We start from the raw sequence: 20,154 nt of genomic DNA on the forward strand, positions 1-20,154 counted from the left end.
AATGGACGCGCTGCGCGGCGCCTTCACCGCACCCTGGGTGCAGTCGCTCGCGCTGCTGTGCCTGTGCGCGGCCTACCTGCAGGGCGGCATCGGCAAGGCGCGCGACTTCGCCGGCGCCGTGGCCGAGATGCGCCGTTTCGGCCTGGCGCCCGCCGCGCCCGTCGCGGTGGCCACCATCGCGCTGCAGTTGGGCGCCTCGCTGCTCATCGTCTCGGGCTGGCACCGCTGGCTGGGCGCGCTGGCGCTGGCCGGCTTCACCGTGCTGGCGGCGTTCCTGGCCGACCGCTTCTGGCAGGTGGCGCCGCCCGAGCGGCAGCGCGCCGCCAACGCATTCTTCGAACATTGGGGCCTGGTGGGCGGCATGCTGCTCGTCGCCTGGCACGACCTGGGAGGCCTCCATGGCACATGACGATCACCCACACGATTCACCGTCCACTGCGGCCACCGCCACGCCCGCACCTTCGGGCAGCTTCGCGCCGCTGCGCCTGCCGCTGTTCGCGGTGCTGTGGTCCGCCACGGTGCTGGGCAACATCGGCAGCTTCATGCGCGACGTGGCCAGTTCGTGGATGGTGACCGAGCTGTCGTCCAGCCCCACCGCCGTGGCGCTGGTGCAGACGGCGGCCACGCTGCCGATCTTCCTGCTGGCGATTCCGGCCGGCGTGCTGTCGGACATCCTGGACCGCCGGCGCTTCCTGATCGCCGTGCAGGTGCTGCTGGCCTGCGTGAGCGGCACGCTGCTGGTGATGGCACGCACGAACACGCTCACCGTGGAATCGCTCATCGCGCTCACCTTCGTGGGCGGCATCGGCGCGGCGCTCATGGGGCCCACGTGGCAGTCCATCGTGCCCGAGCTGGTGCCCCGCAGCGAGCTGAAAAGCGCCGTGGCGCTCAATTCGCTGGGCATCAACATCGCCCGCGCCATCGGCCCCGCGGCCGGCGGCCTGCTGCTGGCCAGCTTCGGCGCGGCCGCAGCCTACGGCCTGGACGTGGCGAGCTACGGCTTCGTGATCGCCGCGCTGCTGTGGTGGAAGCGCCCCAAGGCCGAGCCCACGGGGCTGAACGAGCAGTTCTTCGGCGCCTTCCGCGCCGGGCTGCGCTACTCGCGCGCCAGCCGCGAACTGCATGTGGTGCTGCTGCGCGCGGCGGTGTTCTTTCTGTTCGCCAGTTCCGTCTGGGCGCTGCTGCCGCTGGTGGCGCGGCGCATGCTGGGCGGCACGGCGGGCTTCTACGGCGTGATGCTGGGCGCGGTCGGTGCCGGGGCCATCCTCGGCGCGGTGCTGCTGCCCCGCCTGCGCAAGCGCCTGGATGCCGACGGGCTGGTGCTGCTGGCCTCGCTGCTCACCGCGGGCGTGATGGCCGTGCTCACCCTGGCGCCGCCGCGCGAGGCCGCCGTGGCGCTCATGCTGGGCCTGGGCTGGATCATCGCGCTCACCACGCTCAACGGCGTGGCCCAGGCCGTGCTGCCCAACTGGGTGCGCGGCCGGGGCCTGGCGATCTACCTCATGGTGTTCAACGGCGCCATGGCCGCCGGCAGCCTGGGCTGGGGCCTGGTGGCGGGGCAGGCGGGGCTGCCGGCCACGCTGCTGGCCGGCGCGGGTGGCCTGGTGCTGGCGGCGTGGCTCTTTCACCGCGTGAAGCTGCCCACCGGCGAGGCCGACCTGCAGCCGTCCAACCACTGGCCCGAGCCGCTGCTGGCCGAGCCCGTGGCGCACGACCGCGGCCCGGTGATGGTGCAGATCGAATACCGCGTGCGCACGCCCGACCTGCCCGCGTTCCTGCAGGCCATGCAGCACGTGGCGCGCGAGCGCCGCCGCGACGGCGCCTATGCCTGGGGCGTGGCGGAACACTCCGCCGAGCCCAGCCGCGTGATCGAGTGGTTTCTGGTCGAGTCCTGGGCTGAGCACCTGCGCCAGCACGGCCGCGTCTCCAGGGCCGACGCGGACCTGCAGGCCGAGGCGCTGCGTTACCACGTGGGGCCGGAGCGGCCGGCAGTGCACCACTATCTGGCGCTGGATGCGCAGAGCGTGGCGGCGGGTGCGGCGTGATGCTGGCGGGGCGGTGGCTGCCGGTACGGGCGTGGCGGGCCGGACGCCGCCACGCCGGATTTCAGGTCGAAAAGGGCTCCAGCGCAATATCCACTAAGGCATATTGCTATTAAATAAATAGCATTCATTTGTCGGCACTGCAGGGCCGATGGCGCTGGGCTGGAGCGGCGTCTGCGTCAGGCCACCCGCGCTGCGATGCGCGCCGCGTGTCATCGTCAACGCTATTCGAGAATGGATGCAAATTTCGGGAAATGAAGAGTGGCTGACGCGACCGCTCGACAAGGCGAGAGCAGAGGATTGCCGAACCCTGCAAACCAAGCGTGGGTTTCTCTCCACGACCCAGCAGTGGTTGCCCAGGCCCGCAGCACTCCATTCCTTCAGCCGTCGCCGGCAGATCCGCTTTCGGCAGGTCGTGCCAGCCGGTCTCAGTGCGCAGGGAACGCCAGCAGGTACTCCCAGCTCATGCTGGTGGTGCGTGGGTCATTGGCCACCGGCACGCGGCGGATCGCCAGCAACTGATTGATGCCCGCCGTGGGCGTGACCGTCGCAGTGCCGTCTTCAGCCGTCGTGACGGGCGCCCCCTTCTCGCCCAGCGACAGCCGGATGCCGGCGATGGGCTTCCCATCGAACAGCACGCGCACACGCATGGGTTGGCCTGCATCGGGCGTGTCCGCCTCCAGGGCCACGATCTCGAACTGTTGCCCCAATTCCTTCTTTGCGATCACGCCCCACTGGATGATGGTTTTGTGGTACTTGAGCGCATGCACACCACTGGTAGCGCCGGGGTTCTCGGTCATGGGCTTGTTCACCATCTGGCCACCCTCGACCTTGCTGAAGAAACCGTTGTCGAAGTGGGCCGCCAGCAACGCGGCCTGGCGCTCGGGCTTCACGCGCACCCCATCGGGCCGCGGTTCCACCGCCACGTCGATCTTGCGGCCACGGCGATCGAAGGCCTGCAGGCTCTTCAGCTTGTGAGCGGGGTAGGTCTCCAGCTGGCCTTCGTGCCCGCCGAACTGCACGAGGTAGCCGCCGCTGGCATCAGGCTCCACCCAGACGTTGTGGGCCTGCACGGAGCCCAGGCCCAGGGCCAGCGCTGTGATGGCCAGCAGGCGCAGGAGTGGTGTCGGGGTGGTGGTCTTCATGGCGTTCTCCTGGATTGCCTGAGCTTCCTGGATCGGGTGGTCACAGGTCAGAATTGCAGCTTGGTGCCGAGCTTGAAGGTCCGCGGCGCACCGGGTGCGAAGACCTGCGTGCCTCCGATGACCGAGGCCGAGGTGGCATAGGCCTTGTCGCTCACGTTGGCGATGGCGGCGTAGATCTCATAGCGGTTGGCGACTCGGTACGCAGCGCTCAGGTCCACCGTGGCATAGCCGCCATAGCCCACGCTGTTGTCGGCGTTCACCGCATAGGCGCCCACCCGGCGCCAGGTGGCGGTGGTGGACCAGTCCGCGGCGGGGCGCCAGGTGGCGCTCACCGTGGCCATGTAGCGCGGCACGCCGGCCACTTGCTTGCCGATGAGGGCCGCATTGCCGTTCTCGGTGATGCGCGAATGCGCGCTGCCCCAGGTGAGGGCCAGGTCCACGTCGCGGTGTGCTGCCCACAGGGCGCTGGCCTCCACGCCGCTGCGCCGCGTGGCGCCATTGTTCTCGTACACGCCGGGGGCCACGGTGCGGATCTCGTCGGAGGAGGTGAGGCGGAAGGCCGCTACATCCAGCACCAGGCCCTGCACGGGCTTGAACTGCGCACCCACCTCGGTCTGGCGAAAGACGTTGGGGTCCAGCGTGGCGGCGCCCAGTGCGTACTTGGCGAAGGTGCTGGGCAAGGCAAAGCCCTCGGCCCAGCTGGCGCGCAGCTGCACGCCCGGCGCGACGTCGGAGCGCACGCCCAGCTTGGGGCTGGCATGGGACGTCCTGGCCAGCGGGCCGCAGGGATCGGTACCCGTCTCGGCACCGTTGCGCTCGCAATTGCCGGTGAAACGGTCCCAGCGCAGGCCGGCCGAGGGCTTGAACAGGGGGTGGATGGGCGCTTCGATCTCTCCGAAGGCCGAGACACTGTTCAGCTTCGAGGTGCGGTTGTTGATGGCAGGGGCCAGGCGCGCACGGTTGTCCAGCCCGTCGAAGTACAGGTAGTCGGTGGCTTCGCGGAAAGTCTCCAGCCCGGCCACCCAGTTCAGCGGGGTTCCTGCCACCGGGGTGCGGCCGTTCAGGCTGGTGCCCGCACCATGGACATTGCGGTCGTAAGTCTCCTCGCGCTGGCGCCAGGTGGTGGCATTGACCGGGCGGCTGAACCAGCGTGTGAAGTCCTGCTGCGTGGTGTAGGCAAACGTCAGCAGCTTCACGTCGGGCGAGAGTGCGTAGTTCACGTCCGCGCGCAGCGTGGCGAAGTGCTTGTTGGCGCCATCGTTCATGGCGCGCGGGTCCTTGCCATAGGGGTTCTGCGCGAACTGCGCGGCCGTGACGTAGCCGGGCGAATCGCCATCGGCCTCGTGCCAGCGGCCCGACAGCGCTACGTCCAGGTCGGCGCTGATGCGCTTGCTCCAGCGGCCTGCCAATGTGCTGCGGTGATCGTCCGACTGTGCCCGGAAGCCATCGGTGCGGTCGTGCTGCGCCGCCAGGTTCAGGTATTCCCCCTCACCCAGTTTGAGACCCCATGCGCCTTGCAGATCCACCGTGCTGTGGGAGCCGAGACTCGCATCCACCTCCCGGTAATCGCCACGCTTGCGCGTCTCTATCGCCATCAGCCCGGCGCGATTGAAGTTGCCGTACAGCGCCGATACGGGGCCCTTGTAGAGCGTGAAGCGCTCGATCTCCAGCGGCACGATGACATTGAGGTCCACATACCCATCGGCGTGCGACATGGCTTCGTTCAGCGGAATACCGTCGAGCACGACGCCCACGTCGCCGCCATGCCCCCCACCGCCAAAGCCGCGCATCACGATGGTGTCGGCCACGCCCGAGAGCTGGTAGTTCTGCACGTTCATTCCGGGCACATGGCGCAGCAGCTCTGTCGGCTGGCTCACATGCTTGTCGGCGATCTCTTCGCTGTCGAAGCTCGTGCTGGAATAGGCGGAGGCAGCCCCCTGCAGCGCCTGACCTTTGATCTCGATGGAGTCCAGGGTGGGCGAGGCTTGCTGAGCCGCGGCACACTGGGCTCCTAGGGCCAGCGCCATGGCGGCGTACAGGGGGCGACCATGCAGATTGCTGGCCTGGTGCAGGAATAGACCTCGTGTCATGGGTTTTGCGGTATGAAATGAAGACGCAGGACCGGTGGGCCACGCAGGGTCCATCCCGATCATGGGTCTCGCGCAGTTGCGTCATATGCCCGCGCAGGATGTCGCGGATGCCGCCATGGCGTTGCAGCGCAGCTCCAAGGCTCGCCGAGTATGAAGAACTGCCGTTTGATCTTCAATACGCCGGATGGCGTATCGCAGCTCCCAGCCGAGGCCCTGGTTCATCCAGGCGCCCAGCGGTGGGGCGGCCGCAACGGCACCCGGCTGGCGCGGCGTGCGGGGCGCCGAGTGAGCACCTCCTTCATGGAAGCGAAGGCATCGTGCCCGTTGTTGTGGTCGATGCAGCCGCCATGCGCAGCGACAAGGCCGCTTGCTGCTTACGCCTTCACATCAACCACCGGTTCGAAGCCCCCAAAGATCATGCGTTTGCCGTCAAAGGGCATGGGCAGGTTGCCAGGAACAGAGGGGTCCATGCGCGGGTCTTCCATCATCTTCTTCATCCCTGCATCGCGCGTGGCCTTGTCTGGCCATTCAATCCAGGAAAAAGCCACCGTCTCCTCTGCCGTGGCCTGCACTGCTCTGCGGAAATCGGTGACCTTGCCGTCGGGGACATCGTCGCCCCAGCACTCGATCACGCGGATCGCCCCCAACTCGATGAATATGGGATCGAGCGTACGGGCATGCTCGATGAACTTTTGCTTGTTGGCGGTAGGCACTGCAATCACGAAACCATCGATGTACGACATGTCATCACTCCTGTTGGATTGATCGTTGGCGCGCTCGTTGGGGCATGCCCCGTATTCCTTCCGCTGGCAGCAGGAGAACCAAGTCGATCGTCAGGACGGACCGGGGGCAACGGGTCATGAGAGGCGCAAGAACCGCGCAAAGCCTATCGCTTCCGACAGCGCGGCCCTCTCAGGATAGACCCTCGGGATGCAGACCACTGCCGCTGCAAGATTCTCCAATCATTGCGTGGGCTGGCCGGCCTGCGCACGGACCATGAATGAAAAGGCGCGCCTTGGTCCGGGCGAGTGGCGCCGTGCGCATCAAGCCTCGGACACCGCCGCCACTTCCACCACGCAGTCGTAGAACGTGGGCGCCGCACCGATGTCGGACAGGGCCTGGCTGGTCAACTCGTTCACGTTGGTGCCGTTCACGCCGAACTTGCGCCACCAGATGCCCAGGCCGTTGACCACGCCGGGGCGGGCGCGGCCGTTCACGGCGGCGTGGCATTCGTAGCTGCCGCGGTCGTTGAACACGCGCACCCGCGTGCCGTCGGCGATGCCGCGCGGGGCGGCGTCGTCGGGGTGGATCTCCAGCACCGGCTGCGTCTCGATGTTGCGCAGGCTCTGCACGTTCACGAAGGTGGAGTTGAGGAAATTGCGCGCGGGCGGCGAGATCATGGCCAGCGGGTAGCGGCCGCCGGGCTGCGGCAGCTCGTGGTTGGGCACGTGCACCGGCACGGGCGGCAGACCCTGGGCCGCCAGTCGCTCGCTGTAGAACTCGCACTTGCCCGACGGCGTGTGAAAGCCGCCTTCGGCGAACGGCGCATCGGGCAGGGGCAGGGGTGCGAAGCCCACTTCCAGCAACTGCCCGAAGTCGATGCGGTCGCCGTAGGCCTGGCGGCACAGGGTCTCGTCGCTGTCGGCAAAGCAGGGCTCGGTGTAGCCCATGCGCTCGGCCAGGTCGCGGAAGATGCGGGCGTTGGAGCGCGACTCGCCCAGCGGCGCGATGGCCGGGCGGTTGAGCAGCACGTCGGTGTGGCCGTAGGAGACGTGCACGTCCCAGTGCTCCAGCTGCGTGGTGGCGGGCAGCAGGTAGTCGGCGTAGTCGGCCGTGTCGGTGCGAAAGTGCTCCAGCACCACGGTGAACAGGTCGTCGCGCGCGAAGCCCCGGGCCACCTGCGCGGAGTCGGGCGCCACGGCCACGGGGTTGCTGTTGTAGACCACGACGGCCTCGATCTTCGGGCCGAACTCCGGCGAGGATTCGCGCAGCAGGTCGTCGCCGATGGTCACCATGTTGATGGTGCGCGGCACCGGGCCCGTGTGCAGGTCGGGGCGCTGCAACTGGGCGCGCTGCACGGGAAAGTGGCCGGAGCTCGACAGCAGCAGGCCGCCCGCGCGGTGGCGCCATGCGCCGGTGAGCGCGGGCAGGCAGGCCACGGCGCGCGTGGCGTTGCCGCCGCCGCGCACGCGCTGCATGCCGTAGTTCAGGCGGATGGCGGCGGGCCGCGTGGTGCCGTAGTCGCGCGCCAGCTGGCGGATCTGTTCCACCGGCAGGCCGCAGACCTCGGCCGCGCGCTCGGGCGGCCACTGCAGCGCGTTCTCGCGCAGCGCGTCCCAGCCCACGGTGTACTGCGCGATGTAGTCGTGGTCGAGCCAGTCGTTGGCAATCAGCTCGTGCATGAGCGACAGGGCCAGGGCCGCATCGGTGCCGGGGCGCAGCTGCAGGTGTTCGTGGCACTTCTCGGCGGTCTCGCTCTTGCGCGGGTCGATGCACACCAGCCGGGCGCCGTCGCGCTTGGCCTGTTGCGCGTAGCGCCAGAAGTGCAGGTTGCTGCCGATGGAGTTGCTGCCCCAGATGACGATGAGGCGCGATTCGGCGAAGAACTCCACCTTCATGCCCAGCTTGCCGCCCAGCGTGTAGTTCAGGCCTTCGCCGCCGGCGGTGGAGCAGATGGTGCGGCCCAGCTGCGATGCGCCCAGCCGGTTGAAAAAGCGCCGGTCCATGCTTTCGCCTTGCACGAGGCCCATGGTGCCGGCATAGCTGTAGGGCAGGATGGCCTGCGGGGCGCGGGCGGCGATGCGCGTCAAACGCGCCGCGATATCGGTGAGCGCCTCGTTCCATGTCACCGCCTCGAACTGCGCCCCCGGGCCCTTGGGGCCGACGCGCCGCAGCGGCTGCAGCAGGCGGTCGGGGTGGTTCGTGCGCTCGGCATAGCGCGACACCTTGGCGCACAGCACGCCGCCGGTGTGGCCGTGCGCCGGGTTGCCCTGCACGCGGGTGGCCACGCCGTTGTCCACGGTGGTGAGCAGGGCGCAGGCGTCGGGGCAATCGTGGGGGCAGGCCCCGCGCACTTGCCGGACCGGCTCGGAAAGGGGGGAGATTTCAGTCGTGGACATAGGGGTTTTCCTGTCGATACACTCACCGACCAGCAGCGATGGCGGGGTGGCGACCCCGCGGAACGTCGACGTTTTTGATCGAAGAGGGGATTTCACCATGAAGCATATTGCGTTGGGGCGCAGACGGTTTTCCATCGGCCTGGGGGCCGCCGCGCTCGGCGGTTTCGGGCTGGCACGGGCGCAATCGGAGGCGCCCATCGTGCTGGGACAGTCCGCCCCGTTCAGCGGGCCCGCCGCGCAACTGGGGGTGCAACTGCACCAGGGGGCCCAGCTTTACTTCGAGCAATGGAATGCCCAGGCGGGCTCCGGCCGGCGCACGGTGGAGCTGCGCACGCTGGACGACGGCTACGAGCCCGACCGCTGCGCCGCCAACACGCGCAAGTTCATCACCGACGATGTGTTCGCGCTTTTCGGCTACGTGGGTACGCCCACCAGCCTGGCGGCGATGCCGCTGCTCACGCAGGCCAAGCTGCCGTTCTTCGCGCCGTTCACCGGGGCCGAGGCCTTGCGCCAGCCCTTGAACAAATTGGTGTTCCACGTGCGGGCCTCCTACAACGACGAGACCGCCGTCATCGTGAACAAGCTCACCCACCTGGGCCTGAGCAAGATCGGCGTTTTCTACCAAAACGATGCCTATGGCAAGGCGGGCCTGGATGGCATGGCGCTGGCACTGGGCGCCCACAAGCTCGCCCCGGTGGCGCAGGCCACGGTGGAGCGCAATTCGGTGGACGTGGCCGCCGCGGTGCAGACCCTGGTGGCGGCGCGGCCCGAGGCGATCGTGCAGGTCAGCACCTATGCCGCGAGCGCCGCCTTCGTGCGCGCCGCGCGCAAGGCGGGCTACGGCGGCACGTTCTACAACCTGTCGTTCGTGGGCACGCAGGCGTTGATGGACGAGCTCAAGGCCGATGGCGCGGGCGTGGTGGTCTCGCAGGTGATGCCCTCGCCCTACCAGTCCGCCCGCCAGCTCACGCGGGAGTTCCAGGACGCGATCAAGAAGGGCGGCAACAAGGTCCAGGCCAATTACTCCAGCCTGGAGGGCTACCTGGCCGCGCGCGTGTTCACCGAGGGGTTGCGCCAGGCCGGAGGCCGGCCTACGCGCGAATCGCTGATATCGGCGCTGGAGGGGTTCGGCACGCAGCAGGTCGCGGGCTTTCAGGTGGCATTCGGCCCCGGCAACCACATGGGGTCGCACTTCGTGGAGATGTCGATGCTCACGGGCGACGGCCGCGTGCGCGTCTGAACCGGCGCGGGGCTTTCCTTCCTACAGCTGGCGCGTCGCCGCCAGCCCCTGCATGAAGGCCTCGCAACGGGCGAGCTGGTCCAGCGAGACGTATTCGTCGGGCTGGTGCGCCTGCTGGATGCTGCCCGGTCCGCACACCACGGTGGGAATCCCGGCGTTCTTGAACAGCCCCGCCTCGGTGCCGAAGGCCACCAGCGTGGTGCCCTGTTCCCCGGCCAGGCGCTGCGCGAGCCGCGTGACGGCATCGTCCCGGTTGCCCAGGAAGCTCGGGATCTCGCAGATCGTCTCGAAGGTGATGCCGGTGCTGGGCGCCACTTTCTGCATCGCGGGTTCCAGCGACCGGGCATAGGCGATCACCTCGGCCTGCATGCCGGCGGCGTCCGCCGTGGGCAGGTCGCGGAATTCATAGCGGAACTCGGCATCGCGCGGCACCACGTTGTCGGCGATGCCACCATGGAACTGGCCCACGCTGGCGGTGGAGAAGGGCACGTCGAAGCCTTCGAAGCGCGGTTCGTGCCGCTCGAAGCCCTCGGCCATGTCGCGCACGCGACCCACCACGCGCGCGGCCATCTCGATGGCATTCACCGAATGCGGCGTGAGCGAGGAGTGCGCCTCCTTGCCGCGCACGCAGCACTTGTAGCGATACACGCCCTTGTGCGCGATGGCCGGCACCATGCTGGTGGGCTCGCCCACGATGCAGGCCAGCGGGCGGATGCCGGCGTCCTTCATGTCGGCGATGAGTTCCTTCACGCCGAAGCAGCCCACCTCCTCGTCGTAGCTGAAGGCGTAGTGGATGGCGAAGGGGGCATCGCTGTTCAGGAACGCTTCGGCCTGCGCGAGCGCGATGGCGATGAAGGCCTTCATGTCGGCGCTGCCCCGGCCGTACAGGCGCCCGTCCTGCACGGTGGCGCCGAGCGGGTCGAAGGTCCAGTCCTGGCCGTCCCACGGCACGGTGTCGGTGTGCCCGGACAGGATGATGCCGGCGGGCTTGCCCTCGCCCAGCGTGGCGAACAGATTGGCCTTGGTCTTGCTTGCGTTGTGGGTCACCCGGCACTTCACCCCCAGGCGGGCCAGCGCCTGCTGCACGAAGTCGATGAGCGCTAGGTTCGGGTTCTGGCTGACCGTGTTCATGCGGACCAGGGTCTGGGCGAGGGAAAGGGCGTGGTCGGAGATCATGGGTGGAGTTTCCAATCCCCGGTTGTCGGGCTGCATGCACCGGGGCTAGACTGTGAGATCGCAAGGCAAGGAACAGACAGACATTATGAAACTCATCGATTCCATCGTGACCGAGGCGGCTTCGATCGCCTCCGTGCGCCGCGATATCCACGCGCATCCCGAACTGTGCTTCGAAGAAGTCCGCACCGCCGACGTGGTGGCCGGCAAGCTCACCGAATGGGGCATTCCCATCCACCGCGGCCTGGGCAAGACGGGCGTGGTCGGCATCGTGCACGGGCGCGACGGCGGCGCCTCGGGCCGTGCCATCGGCCTGCGCGCCGACATCGACGCGCTGCCCATCACCGAATTCAACACCTTCGCCCACGCCAGCACTCACCCCGGCAAGATGCACGCCTGCGGCCACGACGGCCATACGGCCATGCTGCTGGCCGCGGCGCAGCACTTCGCCAAGCACCGCGACTTCGACGGCACGGTGTACCTGATCTTCCAGCCGGCCGAGGAAGGCGGCGGCGGTGCCCGCGTGATGATCGAGGACGGGCTGTTCGAGCAGTTCCCCATGCAGGCCGTGTTCGGCATGCACAACTGGCCCGGCATGAAGGCCGGCCAGTTCGCCGTGAGCCCCGGCCCGGTGATGGCCTCCAGCAACGAGTTCAAGATCGTCATCCGCGGCAAGGGCAGCCACGCGGCCATGCCGCACATGGGCACCGATCCCGTGCCGATCGCCTGCCTGATGGTGCAGGCCTTCCAGAACATCATCAGCCGCAACAAGAAGCCGGTGGATGCGGGCGTGATCTCGGTCACCATGATCCACACCGGCGAGGCCACCAACGTGGTGCCCGACAGCTGCGAACTGCAGGGCACGGTGCGCACCTTCAGCGTCGAGGTGCTGGACATGATCGAGCGCCGCATGAAGCAGGTGGCCGAGCACATCTGCGCCGCGCACGAGGCCACGTGCGAGTTCGAGTTCGTGCGCAACTACCCGCCCACCATCAACTCGTCGACTGAAGCGGATTTCGCGCGCCAGGTCATGGCCGGCATCGTGGGCGAGGCCAACGTGGTGCGGCAGGAACCCACCATGGGCGCGGAAGACTTCGCCTTCATGCTGCAGGCCAAGCCCGGCGCCTATTGCTTCATCGCCAACGGCGACGGCGACCACCGCGCCATGGGCCATGGCGGCGGCCCCTGCACGCTGCACAACCCGAGCTACGACTTCAACGACGACCTGATCCCGCTCGGCGCCACCTACTGGGTACAACTGGCACAAGGCTGGCTGGCCCGGCCGGCCGGCTGATCCGCTGGGCCTCCCGCCCCCTTTGGCGCCATGGGCGCCGGGGTGTGCCCCCTTTTTACTTCTGCGCATCCGGTGCCCGGCGCACCTGGGCCCTGCCGCTTGCGGCGGGGCGTTCGCGCTGCTTTTTCAGCCCCCTCGGCCCTTGAACGGAGATCTTCATGATCGGTATCGTCCCGGCGTTTTCCCCCAGCTACGCGCTCGCCCGCACCCAGTTCCTGGAGGCCGCGGCCGCCGCCGGATTGCTGGTGGAGTCGCACACGCACCCGCTCAAGGGGCGCGACGGCGAGACGCTGGCGATGGACGTGGTGCGCGACGGCCCCCACTACGCGCAGCACCTGCTCATCGTGAGCAGCGCCTGCCATGGGGTCGAAGGCTACTGCGGCAGCGGCGTGCAGGTGTTCGCGCTGCACGACGCGGCCTGGCGCGCCAAGGCCCGCGAGCAAGGCGTGGCCGTGCTCTACGTGCACGGGCTCAATCCGTATGGCTTCTCGCACATCCGCCGGGCCACGCACGAGAACGTGGACCTGAACCGCAATTTCCACGACTTCGCCCAGCCGTTGCCGGTGAACGCGGCCTACCGCGAGATCCAGCCGCTGCTGCTGCCCGACCAGTGGCCGCCCACGGCCGAGAACCGCGAGGCGGTGTTCCGCTGCATCGCCGAGCGCGGCGAGGCCGCGTGGCAGGCCGCCATCAGCCGCGGCCAACATGAGTTTCCGGGCGGGCTGTTTTTCGGCGGCACGGCCCCGACCTGGAGCAACCGCACCTTGCGCCAAGTGCTGCGCGAGCAGGGCGAGCACGCCCGTCGCATCGCCTGGATCGATCTGCACACGGGCCTGGGGCCGAGCGGCCACGGCGAGCGCATCTATGCCGGCCGGGACGACGCCGCCTCGGTGCAGCGCGCGCGCGACTGGTGGGCCGGCGGCGGCGCCACGCCCGTCACCTCGATCTACGACGGTTCGTCCACTTCGGCCTTTCTCACGGGCTTGATGTGGAACAGCGTGTACGACGAATGTCCGCAGGCCGAAATCACCGGCATCGCGATGGAATACGGCACCGTGCCGGTGCTGGTGGTCATGCAGGCCCTGCGCGCCGAGCACTGGCTGAACCTGCATCCGGAGGCTCCGGCTGAGCTGGCAACGCAGATCAGGGCTCAAATGCTGGCCGCCTTCTACACCGACACCGATGCCTGGAAAGGCCAGGTGGTGAGCCAGGCGCGGCAGTCGATGTTCCAGGCCGTGGACGGACTTTGCGGCCCGGCATAGCGTCGCAGCGACAGATTCTTGGCATCCATGGCGACACGGGGGGCTGGCATTTCCCCTGAATAACGCGAACAATGGCCTTCGCGCGCAATCCGCAGCGCCGCGTGAGCCCGCCCTGCTGCAGGCCCGTCAGAACAATCAAATGCAGAGGGGATCGCCATGGAGGTTCGACAAGGACGGAACACGCTCGCACGCCGCCTGATGCTCATCAACGGGGCCATCCTGTTGCTGCTCGGTGCGGTGGCGGTCGCGATCTGGATCATGATGGGGCAGATCAGCGAGGATGCGGAGGTGGTGCGTTCCAGGAACGTGCCGCAGCTGCAGCGGATCGCGGCGCTTGAGCTGAACGTGACGCGCGTGTCGCTGCAGCTGCGGCACTCGATCCTGGCGCGCACGCCGCAAGAGCGCAACGCCACCTTGGCCGACATCGCCGAAAAGCGCCAGCTGCTGCAAAAGACGCTCGACGAGTTCGGCGCCAACATGATCAACGACGAGGGACGCCGCTCCTACGAGCCCCTGCCCGCGCTCATGCGCGCGTTCTGGGCCACCGGCGAGCAGAACCTCGCGCTCATCCAGGCCGATCGCAAGGAAGACGCCTTCGCCTTCCTGGTGGACCAGACCATCCCCGCCCGCAACCGCCTGCTGGCGCCCTTGGGCCTGGAAAAGGACCGCCAGGGCGAGCGCCTGTCTTCCCGCATCAACGACGTGAAGGAATACGCTGCCACGGGCCGTGCGGTGGCGACGGCCGCGGTGCTGGCCGTGGTGGCCTGCCTGGCCGGCCTGAGCGTCTACCTGCGCACGGTGGTGCGGCAGCTCGGCGCCGACCCTTCGGAGCTCAAGCGTGTCGCGGACGCGGTGGCGGCGGGCGATCTGGCCTCGCGCATTCCCGTGCGGCCGGGGGACACGGACAGCATCATGGCGGCCATGGCCAGCATGAGCGCGCAGCTGGGCACGGTCGTGCGGACCGTGCGGACCAGCGCCGAAAGCGTGTCCGGCGCCAGCAGCGAGATCGACGCCGGCAACCACGACCTGTCCTCGCGCACGGAGCGGCAGGCCTCGGCCCTGGAGCAGACCGCGGCGTCGGCGGAGCAACTGGGCAGCACCGTGCGGCAGAACGCCGACAGCGCGCGCCGGGCCAACGAGCTGGCACAGACCGCCTCCTCGGTGGCCGAGCAGGGTGGCGCAGTGGTGGCCGAGGTGGTGGACACCATGCGCGGCATCCAGGACAGCAGCGGCAAGATCGGCGAGATCATCGGCGTGATCGATGGCATCGCCTTCCAGACCAACATCCTCGCCCTGAACGCGGCGGTGGAGGCGGCCCGCGCGGGCGAGCAGGGCCGGGGCTTCGCGGTCGTCGCGTCGGAGGTGCGCAGCCTCGCGCAGCGCAGTGCCGAGGCCGCCAAGGAGATCAAGGGGCTCATCACCGCCAGCGTGGACCGTGTGGAGCGCGGCAGCGCGCTGGTGGACAAGGCGGGCCACACCATGGCCGAGGTGGTGGCTGCGATCCGTCGCGCCACGGACCTCATGGGCGAGATCAGCGCGGCCAGCGCCGAGCAAAGCAGCGGCGTGGACCAGATCAGCGAAGCCATCACGCATGTGGACCAGGCCACGCAGCAGAACGCGGCCCTGGTCGAGGAGATGGCCGCGGCGGCCAGCAGCCTGAGCGCCCAGGCCAGCGAGCTGGTGCGCGCGACCGCGGTGTTCCACCTGGGCGGCGAGGGCGTGCTGCCTGCCGCGGCGGCGCCGATGCACCGCGCCGCGCCGGTGGCGGCACCACGGTTCGCGGCTTCCGCCGCCGCCAAGCCGGCGGTCAAGCGCCTGGGGCCGGCCGTGGCCCCCAAGGCCGGGCCGCAGGCGTCGGACTCGCCGCCTGCATCGCCACCCACCGCGCCGCCATCCGCTTCGCCAGCGTCCGCAGCCAAGCCTGCACCGGCCGCTTCGGCACCGGCGGCAGCGCGCGCTGCGCCGCCGGCCTCCCGGCCCGGCTCCGAGAGCGACTGGGAAACCTTTTGACGGGATGCAGCGCTGACGCGATGGGGGTTGCGGTGCTTCGGGCGGTCCAGGGTGCAGGAGGAACAGAGGCCCTAAGATGGCAGTTCGACCACCAACGGAGACCTTTTCCATGTCCGATCTGAACACGGCGTTCGAAGCCGCCGTCGCCCAGTCCAAGAACCTCAGCGAGCGCCCCGACAACCCGACGCTGCTCAAGATCTACGCGCTGTACAAGCAGGCCACGGCGGGCGACAACGCCGAGAAGAAGCCGAGCTTTTCCGATGTGGTCGGCCGTGCCAAGTGGGACGCCTGGGAAAAGCTCAAGGGCACGGAGGGCGATGCCGCCCGCCAGCAGTACATCGACCTCATCGAATCGCTGAGCTGACGCCGCACTGAGCGCCAGCGTTTCCATGCGGGGCCGTGCAGTGCGTGGCCCCGCATTTTTATTGCGGTCGCCGATGCGGCTCAGGCCGCGCTGGGCGACGGCCGGCCCAGCAGCTTGTCGAACTGCCCATCGATCTCGGCGGCGATACGGTTCTTGAAGGCGCTGAACAGGAAGCCCAGCTCCGCCTGCAGTTCGAAGCGGTCGGCATGCACCTGCAGCGTGCCTTCGATGCCCGGGCGCTGAAAGCGCAGCGTGTCCTGCGCCGTGCCTTCTTCGTAGGCGCATTCCATGTCGAACTTGGCCTGGGCTTTCTGGGCCCACAGGCCGGCGATCTTTCGGGCCTCGGGCAGGCCGAGCCGGTGGGGGCGTTGGATGTGGATGTCAGGCAAGGGGCTTCTCCGGGGATGGCGTGGGCAGCAGGGCGCGCATGGCGGCCTGGCGTTGTTCGTGCGGCAGGGCCGCGAGGCGTTTCACTGCATCATAAAAGCGCGGCCATTCGCGGCCTTCGCGCTCGAACAGCGCCTCGAAGGCCGGCACCCATTCGTCGTAGGCGGCCTGCGCGCCGAACGTGGCGTTGTTGGCCTCTGCCACCCATCGGTCGTAGCCCGCCAGTTGCGCGGGGGGGGCGCCGTCCTCGGCGATCCAGCGGGCGCGCAGGGCGGCGTAATCGGCGCGAAACGCTTGCATGGCCTCCTGTTTCGAGGTCGCCATCTCCGCGCTGGCAGCGGCGTTTTCGGTCGCCTCAACCACCGCAGCGGTGGAGGCCGGGGCCGGGGCTTCCGAAGCACGGGGCCCATGGGCCGCGTAGACGGCGGCCAACCGCTCGCGGGCGGCCCGTGTGAGCGCACGGAACGCGTTGCGGCGGCCATCGCCGCGTGCATAGTCGGCCCGCGCCTGCGGTGTGGCGCGCTCGGCCAGCCAGCGCGCCACGCCCAGGCGCTCCACGGCGGTGGCGAACGATTCATTGAACAGCGTGTCGCCATGGGCGTACACGACCTGGTGCGCCAGCTCGTGGAAGAGCAGCCGCACGAACTCGCCCTCGGGCCAGCCGATGAAGGTGTTGAGCAGCGGGTCGCCGCCCGCCCAGTTCATGTAGCCCAGGGTGGAATACGCCGGCACGCCGTACACGCCCACTTCCAGGCCTTGCGTGGCGAGAAGCGCGGCCTCGGCGCGCGCATCGGCCTCGTTGAAATAGCCGCGGTAGCCGATGCACCCTGTGATCGGAAAGCACCAGCGGTGCAGCGTGAGCGAATCGGGCGGCGCGGCCACCACGTTCCACGCGGCCGCGCGGCGGCCCAGGTCGGCATAACGCCGGTAGCTGGCGTTGTCGGGCAGCGCCAGTTCGGTCACGGCGAAGCGCCGGGCCTCCTGCGACAGCTGCAGGCGATCGCGCAGCGGCTGCGAGGTGTCGCCCCGCGCGAGCCACGTGTCGATGGGCTCGGCCGCGTGCATGAGCTGCAGGTGCCCGCGCACCGACTGCCAGTAGTACGCCAGCGATTGCCCCGTGCTGGCGCAGCCGGAGAGCAGGAGCGAGGCGGCCAGCAGCAGGGGGCGGGGCGACCGCAAGGGTGACTGGGGAAAGGGTGGCAGGGGCATTCGGCAATGGGTCGGCGGTCGGTGGGCCAAGGATAGCGAAAGCCACTGTGCGCCGCCAGGTGCCCCCGCGTTCGGGGCGCGGGCAGAATCCCGGCATGCCCGCGCCTCTTTCCGCTCCCGTTTCCGCCCACCCGTCTCCCAGTCCGGACACCGGCCTGTTCACCGACGAGTCCGGATGCGCCCTCTGCCAATGGTGCAGTGCCACGCCGCTCTACCGCCACTACCACGACCATGAATGGGGCTTTCCGGTCGCGGACGACCGGCGCCTGTATGAAAAGCTGTGCCTGGAAGGCTTCCAGGCGGGCCTGAGCTGGCTCACCATCCTGAACAAGCGCGAAGCCTTTCGCGCCGGGTTCGCCCATTTCGATGCCGAGCAGGTGGCGCGCTTCGGTGCGGCCGAGGTGCAGCGGCTGCTGGGCGATGCCGGCATCGTGCGCCACCGCGGCAAGATCGAGTCGGCCATCCAGAACGCGCAGCGCGTGCTGGAGCTGCGTCGCGAGTTCGGCTCGCTGGCGCACTACGTGTGGCGTTTCGCTCCGGCCGCCGCCGAGGGGCGCCCCGGCCGCATCACGCTGGAGTCGGTGCGCGCCATGCCCACCACGCCGGCTTCGGTGGCGATGTCCAAGGACTTGAAAAAGCGGGGTTTCAGCTTCGTCGGCCCCACCACGGTCTATGCCTTCATGCAGGCCATGGGGCTGGTCAACGACCACTTCGAAGGCTGCAGCGTGCGCGCGGCGGCCCAGGCGGCGCGTGCGGCGTTCGTGGTGCCCGGTCCGGGCTGATCACCGGGCCGCGGGCTACACCACCGTGTCGGAGCGGATCACGATGCGGTCGAAGCCCAGGTGCTGCATGCATTCGCGCAGGATGAGCAGCGTGGCGGCGAAGGCGGAGCCCTCCGGCAGCCCTTCCTGGGCGGGTGGGCGGCCCAGGGCCACGGCGGCCAGGCGGTGGAAGGTGCGCTCCACGGCATCGAGCGGCAGCGTCATCTCGGGCTGCGCTTCGATGCCGGCCGCCAGCGCCACCTGCCGGATGCCGGCATCCGCCGTGTAGAGCGTGGTGCCCGGCGGCAGCACCGCGTGCACGGGCATCACGGCCTCTTCCACCACCTGGATGGCATGCTCCAGTTCGCCCTCGGCCGGGGGATCGTGGCGAAAGCACGCGGCGGCCGTGGCGTAGTAGCCCACTTCCAGTGTGCGCAACAGCCGGGCCTGGGCCTGGGTGCCGCTGGCGATGGACGAGTGGCCCGCTCCGATGCGCAGCGCCGTGATGGGGCTTCCGGCCAGCGGGCCCGCCTGCAACGCCTGGTACAGGGCGCCGGCGTCGTTCGGTGAAAGGTGGGTGGACATGGTGCGGTCCCGGCAGGTGGAAAAGGGTGGATCGATTGTGCCCTTTGCCGCAGGCCATGGGCCCTGGCGGGTCACCGGCCTGGATCGGCGGGCCGCCTGGGACGGCCGATGGCAGCCCCCGCCCCGGCGGCGCGCAGGAGGCGCCGGAAGGTGGGGCATTCCATGTGGCTGGGCGCCTTGCAGCGCGCGGCGTGCTGCAGACCGTCGCGCATGGCGGTGAGCTGGCGGATGGTGGTGTCCAGGTCGTCGGCCTGGGCCAGGAGCCGGTCGCGGTCGATGCGCGGCTGGCCGTCGCGGCCGAACATCTGCCCGATGGCGTCCAGCGAGAAGCCGGCCGCGCGCCCGAGCGCGACGAGCGCGAGCCGCTCCACCACGCCCGCATCGAACAGCCGCCGCAGGCCGTGGCGCCCGACGGAGGCGATCAGCCCTTTTTCTTCGTAGAAGCGCAGCTTCGATGCCGGCAGGCCCGAACGGCGTGCCACTTCGGCGATGTCCAGGATCTCCATGGGCTTGACCTCAAGTCGGCTTGAAGTCGCACAGTCTAGCTTTCACTCCCCTTCCGGGCACCCAGGAGATCGCCATGAACCCACCCATTTCGATCGATTCCCCGCAAGCCGCGCTCTGGAACGGCGCCGCCGGCCACGGCTGGGTCCAGGCGCAGCCCCTGCTCGACCGCATGTTCGCGCCCTTCGAGGCCCTGCTCGCCGAGGTGCCCGATGCCCCTGGCGCGGGGCCCGGCATGCAGGTGCTCGACATCGGCTGCGGCACCGGGGCCACCACGCTGGCCATCGCGCGCCAGCTGGGCGAGGAAGGGCGCTGCACCGGGATCGACCTTTCCTCACCCATGGTCGCCGCGGCGCGCCAGCGCGGCCTGCGCGAGGGGCTGACGGCGCCCCGCGCGGACTTCGTCTGTGCCGATGCGCAGACCCATGCGTTCGCGCCGGCTTCCGTGGATCGGCTGGTGTCGCGCTTCGGCGTCATGTTCTTCGGCGACCCGGTGGCGGCGTTCGCGAACCTGCGCCGCGCGGCGCGCCCCGGCGCCAGCCTGTGCGCCATCGCGTGGCGCAGCGCGGCGGAGAACCCCTTCATGACGGCCGCCGAACGCGCCGCGGCCCCGCTGCTGCCGGGCCTGCCCGTGCGCCAGCCGGATGCGCCGGGCCAGTTCGCGTTCGCGGACCGCGAGCGGGTGGCGGGCATCCTGCCGGCCAGTGGCTGGGCCGGCATCGAGATCGAGCCCCTGGATGTCGTCTGCACGCTGCGGCGCGACGAACTGGTGCCTTATTTCACCGGCCTCGGCCCGGTCGGCCTGGCCCTGCGCAGCGCCGACGGGCCGACCCGCACCCGGGTCGTCGCGGCCGCGCGAGCGGCTTTCGAGCCCTACGTGCAGGGCGAGGTCGTGCGCTTCGGCGCGGCCTGCTGGCGGATCGCCGCACAGGCCGCGGCGGGTGGCACGCAAGGCTGGCGTTAGAGGGC

The 20,154-nt window shown here is 69.4% G+C and carries 18 protein-coding genes; 9 read left to right on the forward strand and 9 right to left on the reverse strand.

Annotated elements, in window-relative coordinates; all coding sequences use genetic code 11:
- Position 1: 1 nt before the first annotated feature.
- Positions 2-409 carry a DoxX family protein gene (locus M5C96_RS02820; RefSeq protein WP_272569579.1) on the forward strand — a complete coding sequence of 136 codons (408 nt, stop codon included), beginning with the start codon at positions 2-4 and terminating at the stop codon, positions 407-409.
- Positions 399-2,045 (forward strand): MFS transporter, encoded by a 1,647-nt coding sequence (locus M5C96_RS02825; RefSeq protein ID WP_272566996.1) that lies wholly within the window; start codon positions 399-401, stop codon positions 2,043-2,045. The genes M5C96_RS02820 and M5C96_RS02825 overlap by 11 nt, the downstream gene beginning before the upstream one ends.
- A 425-nt stretch (positions 2,046-2,470) precedes the next feature.
- Here M5C96_RS02825 and M5C96_RS02830 read toward each other — a convergent pair whose 3' ends face one another.
- The 4 genes from M5C96_RS02830 to M5C96_RS02845 all read right to left on the reverse strand — a co-directional run bounded on the left by M5C96_RS02830 (position 2,471) and on the right by M5C96_RS02845 (position 8,396).
- Complete coding sequence (locus M5C96_RS02830) at positions 2,471-3,187, reverse strand: DUF4198 domain-containing protein (RefSeq protein ID WP_272566997.1); 717 nt, start codon at positions 3,185-3,187, stop codon at positions 2,471-2,473.
- A 47-nt stretch (positions 3,188-3,234) separates the two neighbouring features.
- The gene (locus tag M5C96_RS02835; RefSeq protein ID WP_272567000.1) at positions 3,235-5,277 is read right to left on the reverse strand and encodes a TonB-dependent receptor; all 2,043 of its coding nucleotides are present in this window, start codon (positions 5,275-5,277) and stop codon (positions 3,235-3,237) included.
- Positions 5,278-5,651: 374 nt separating this feature from the next.
- Entirely contained in the window at positions 5,652-6,020 is a 369-nt protein-coding gene (locus M5C96_RS02840) for a DUF1428 domain-containing protein (protein ID WP_272567001.1), read from the reverse strand.
- A 300-nt stretch (positions 6,021-6,320) separates the two neighbouring features.
- Entirely contained in the window at positions 6,321-8,396 is a 2,076-nt protein-coding gene (locus M5C96_RS02845; protein WP_272567003.1) for a molybdopterin-containing oxidoreductase family protein, read from the reverse strand.
- Between the two features lie 97 nt (positions 8,397-8,493).
- Between M5C96_RS02845 and M5C96_RS02850 the strand changes: the two genes are divergently transcribed.
- Positions 8,494-9,636 carry an ABC transporter substrate-binding protein gene (locus M5C96_RS02850; RefSeq protein WP_272567005.1) on the forward strand — a complete coding sequence of 381 codons (1,143 nt, stop codon included), beginning with the start codon at positions 8,494-8,496 and terminating at the stop codon, positions 9,634-9,636.
- A 21-nt stretch (positions 9,637-9,657) separates the two neighbouring features.
- Here the strand turns inward: M5C96_RS02850 and argE are convergent, their stop codons facing one another.
- Positions 9,658-10,812, reverse strand: a complete 1,155-nt coding sequence (gene argE / locus M5C96_RS02855; RefSeq protein WP_272567008.1) for an acetylornithine deacetylase — start codon at positions 10,810-10,812, stop codon at positions 9,658-9,660.
- Between the two features lie 85 nt (positions 10,813-10,897).
- On the opposite strand from argE, the gene M5C96_RS02860 reads away from it, so the two are divergent.
- From M5C96_RS02860 to M5C96_RS02875, 4 genes are all read left to right on the forward strand, one after another.
- Entirely contained in the window at positions 10,898-12,103 is a 1,206-nt protein-coding gene (locus M5C96_RS02860; protein WP_272567009.1) for a M20 aminoacylase family protein, read from the forward strand.
- Between the two features lie 158 nt (positions 12,104-12,261).
- On the forward strand, positions 12,262-13,365 hold the full coding sequence (locus M5C96_RS02865; protein WP_272567010.1) for a M14 family metallopeptidase: 1,104 nt from the start codon (positions 12,262-12,264) through the stop codon (positions 13,363-13,365).
- Between the two features lie 156 nt (positions 13,366-13,521).
- A complete protein-coding gene (locus M5C96_RS02870) occupies positions 13,522-15,375 on the forward strand; it encodes a methyl-accepting chemotaxis protein (RefSeq protein ID WP_272567013.1) in 1,854 nt (617 codons plus the stop codon).
- Between the two features lie 109 nt (positions 15,376-15,484).
- Positions 15,485-15,739, forward strand: coding sequence for an acyl-CoA-binding protein (locus tag M5C96_RS02875; protein ID WP_272567015.1), 255 nt, complete (start codon positions 15,485-15,487; stop codon positions 15,737-15,739).
- Positions 15,740-15,819: 80 nt separating this feature from the next.
- Here M5C96_RS02875 and M5C96_RS02880 read toward each other — a convergent pair whose 3' ends face one another.
- Together M5C96_RS02880 and M5C96_RS02885 are read right to left on the reverse strand one after the other, a co-directional pair.
- Complete coding sequence (locus M5C96_RS02880) at positions 15,820-16,128, reverse strand: polyhydroxyalkanoic acid system family protein (protein WP_272567016.1); 309 nt, start codon at positions 16,126-16,128, stop codon at positions 15,820-15,822.
- Positions 16,121-17,335 carry an aminopeptidase gene (locus M5C96_RS02885; RefSeq protein WP_272567018.1) on the reverse strand — a complete coding sequence of 405 codons (1,215 nt, stop codon included), beginning with the start codon at positions 17,333-17,335 and terminating at the stop codon, positions 16,121-16,123. The genes M5C96_RS02880 and M5C96_RS02885 overlap by 8 nt, the downstream gene beginning before the upstream one ends.
- Positions 17,336-17,430: 95 nt before the next feature.
- On the opposite strand from M5C96_RS02885, the gene M5C96_RS02890 reads away from it, so the two are divergent.
- Positions 17,431-18,117 carry a DNA-3-methyladenine glycosylase I gene (locus M5C96_RS02890; RefSeq protein WP_272567019.1) on the forward strand — a complete coding sequence of 229 codons (687 nt, stop codon included), beginning with the start codon at positions 17,431-17,433 and terminating at the stop codon, positions 18,115-18,117.
- A gap of 15 nt (positions 18,118-18,132) precedes the next feature.
- Here M5C96_RS02890 and M5C96_RS02895 read toward each other — a convergent pair whose 3' ends face one another.
- Both M5C96_RS02895 and M5C96_RS02900 read right to left on the reverse strand, forming a co-directional pair.
- Positions 18,133-18,681, reverse strand: coding sequence for a hypothetical protein (locus M5C96_RS02895; protein WP_272567020.1), 549 nt, complete (start codon positions 18,679-18,681; stop codon positions 18,133-18,135).
- A gap of 71 nt (positions 18,682-18,752) precedes the next feature.
- A complete protein-coding gene (locus tag M5C96_RS02900; protein WP_272567022.1) occupies positions 18,753-19,187 on the reverse strand; it encodes a helix-turn-helix domain-containing protein in 435 nt (144 codons plus the stop codon).
- Between the two features lie 74 nt (positions 19,188-19,261).
- On the opposite strand from M5C96_RS02900, the gene M5C96_RS02905 reads away from it, so the two are divergent.
- Positions 19,262-20,149, forward strand: a complete 888-nt coding sequence (locus M5C96_RS02905) for a class I SAM-dependent methyltransferase (RefSeq protein ID WP_272567025.1) — start codon at positions 19,262-19,264, stop codon at positions 20,147-20,149.
- Positions 20,150-20,154 lie beyond the last annotated feature (5 nt).

The sequence above is a fragment of the Acidovorax sp. GBBC 1281 genome (assembly GCF_028473645.1).
Lineage (GTDB): Bacteria > Pseudomonadota > Gammaproteobacteria > Burkholderiales > Burkholderiaceae_C > Paracidovorax.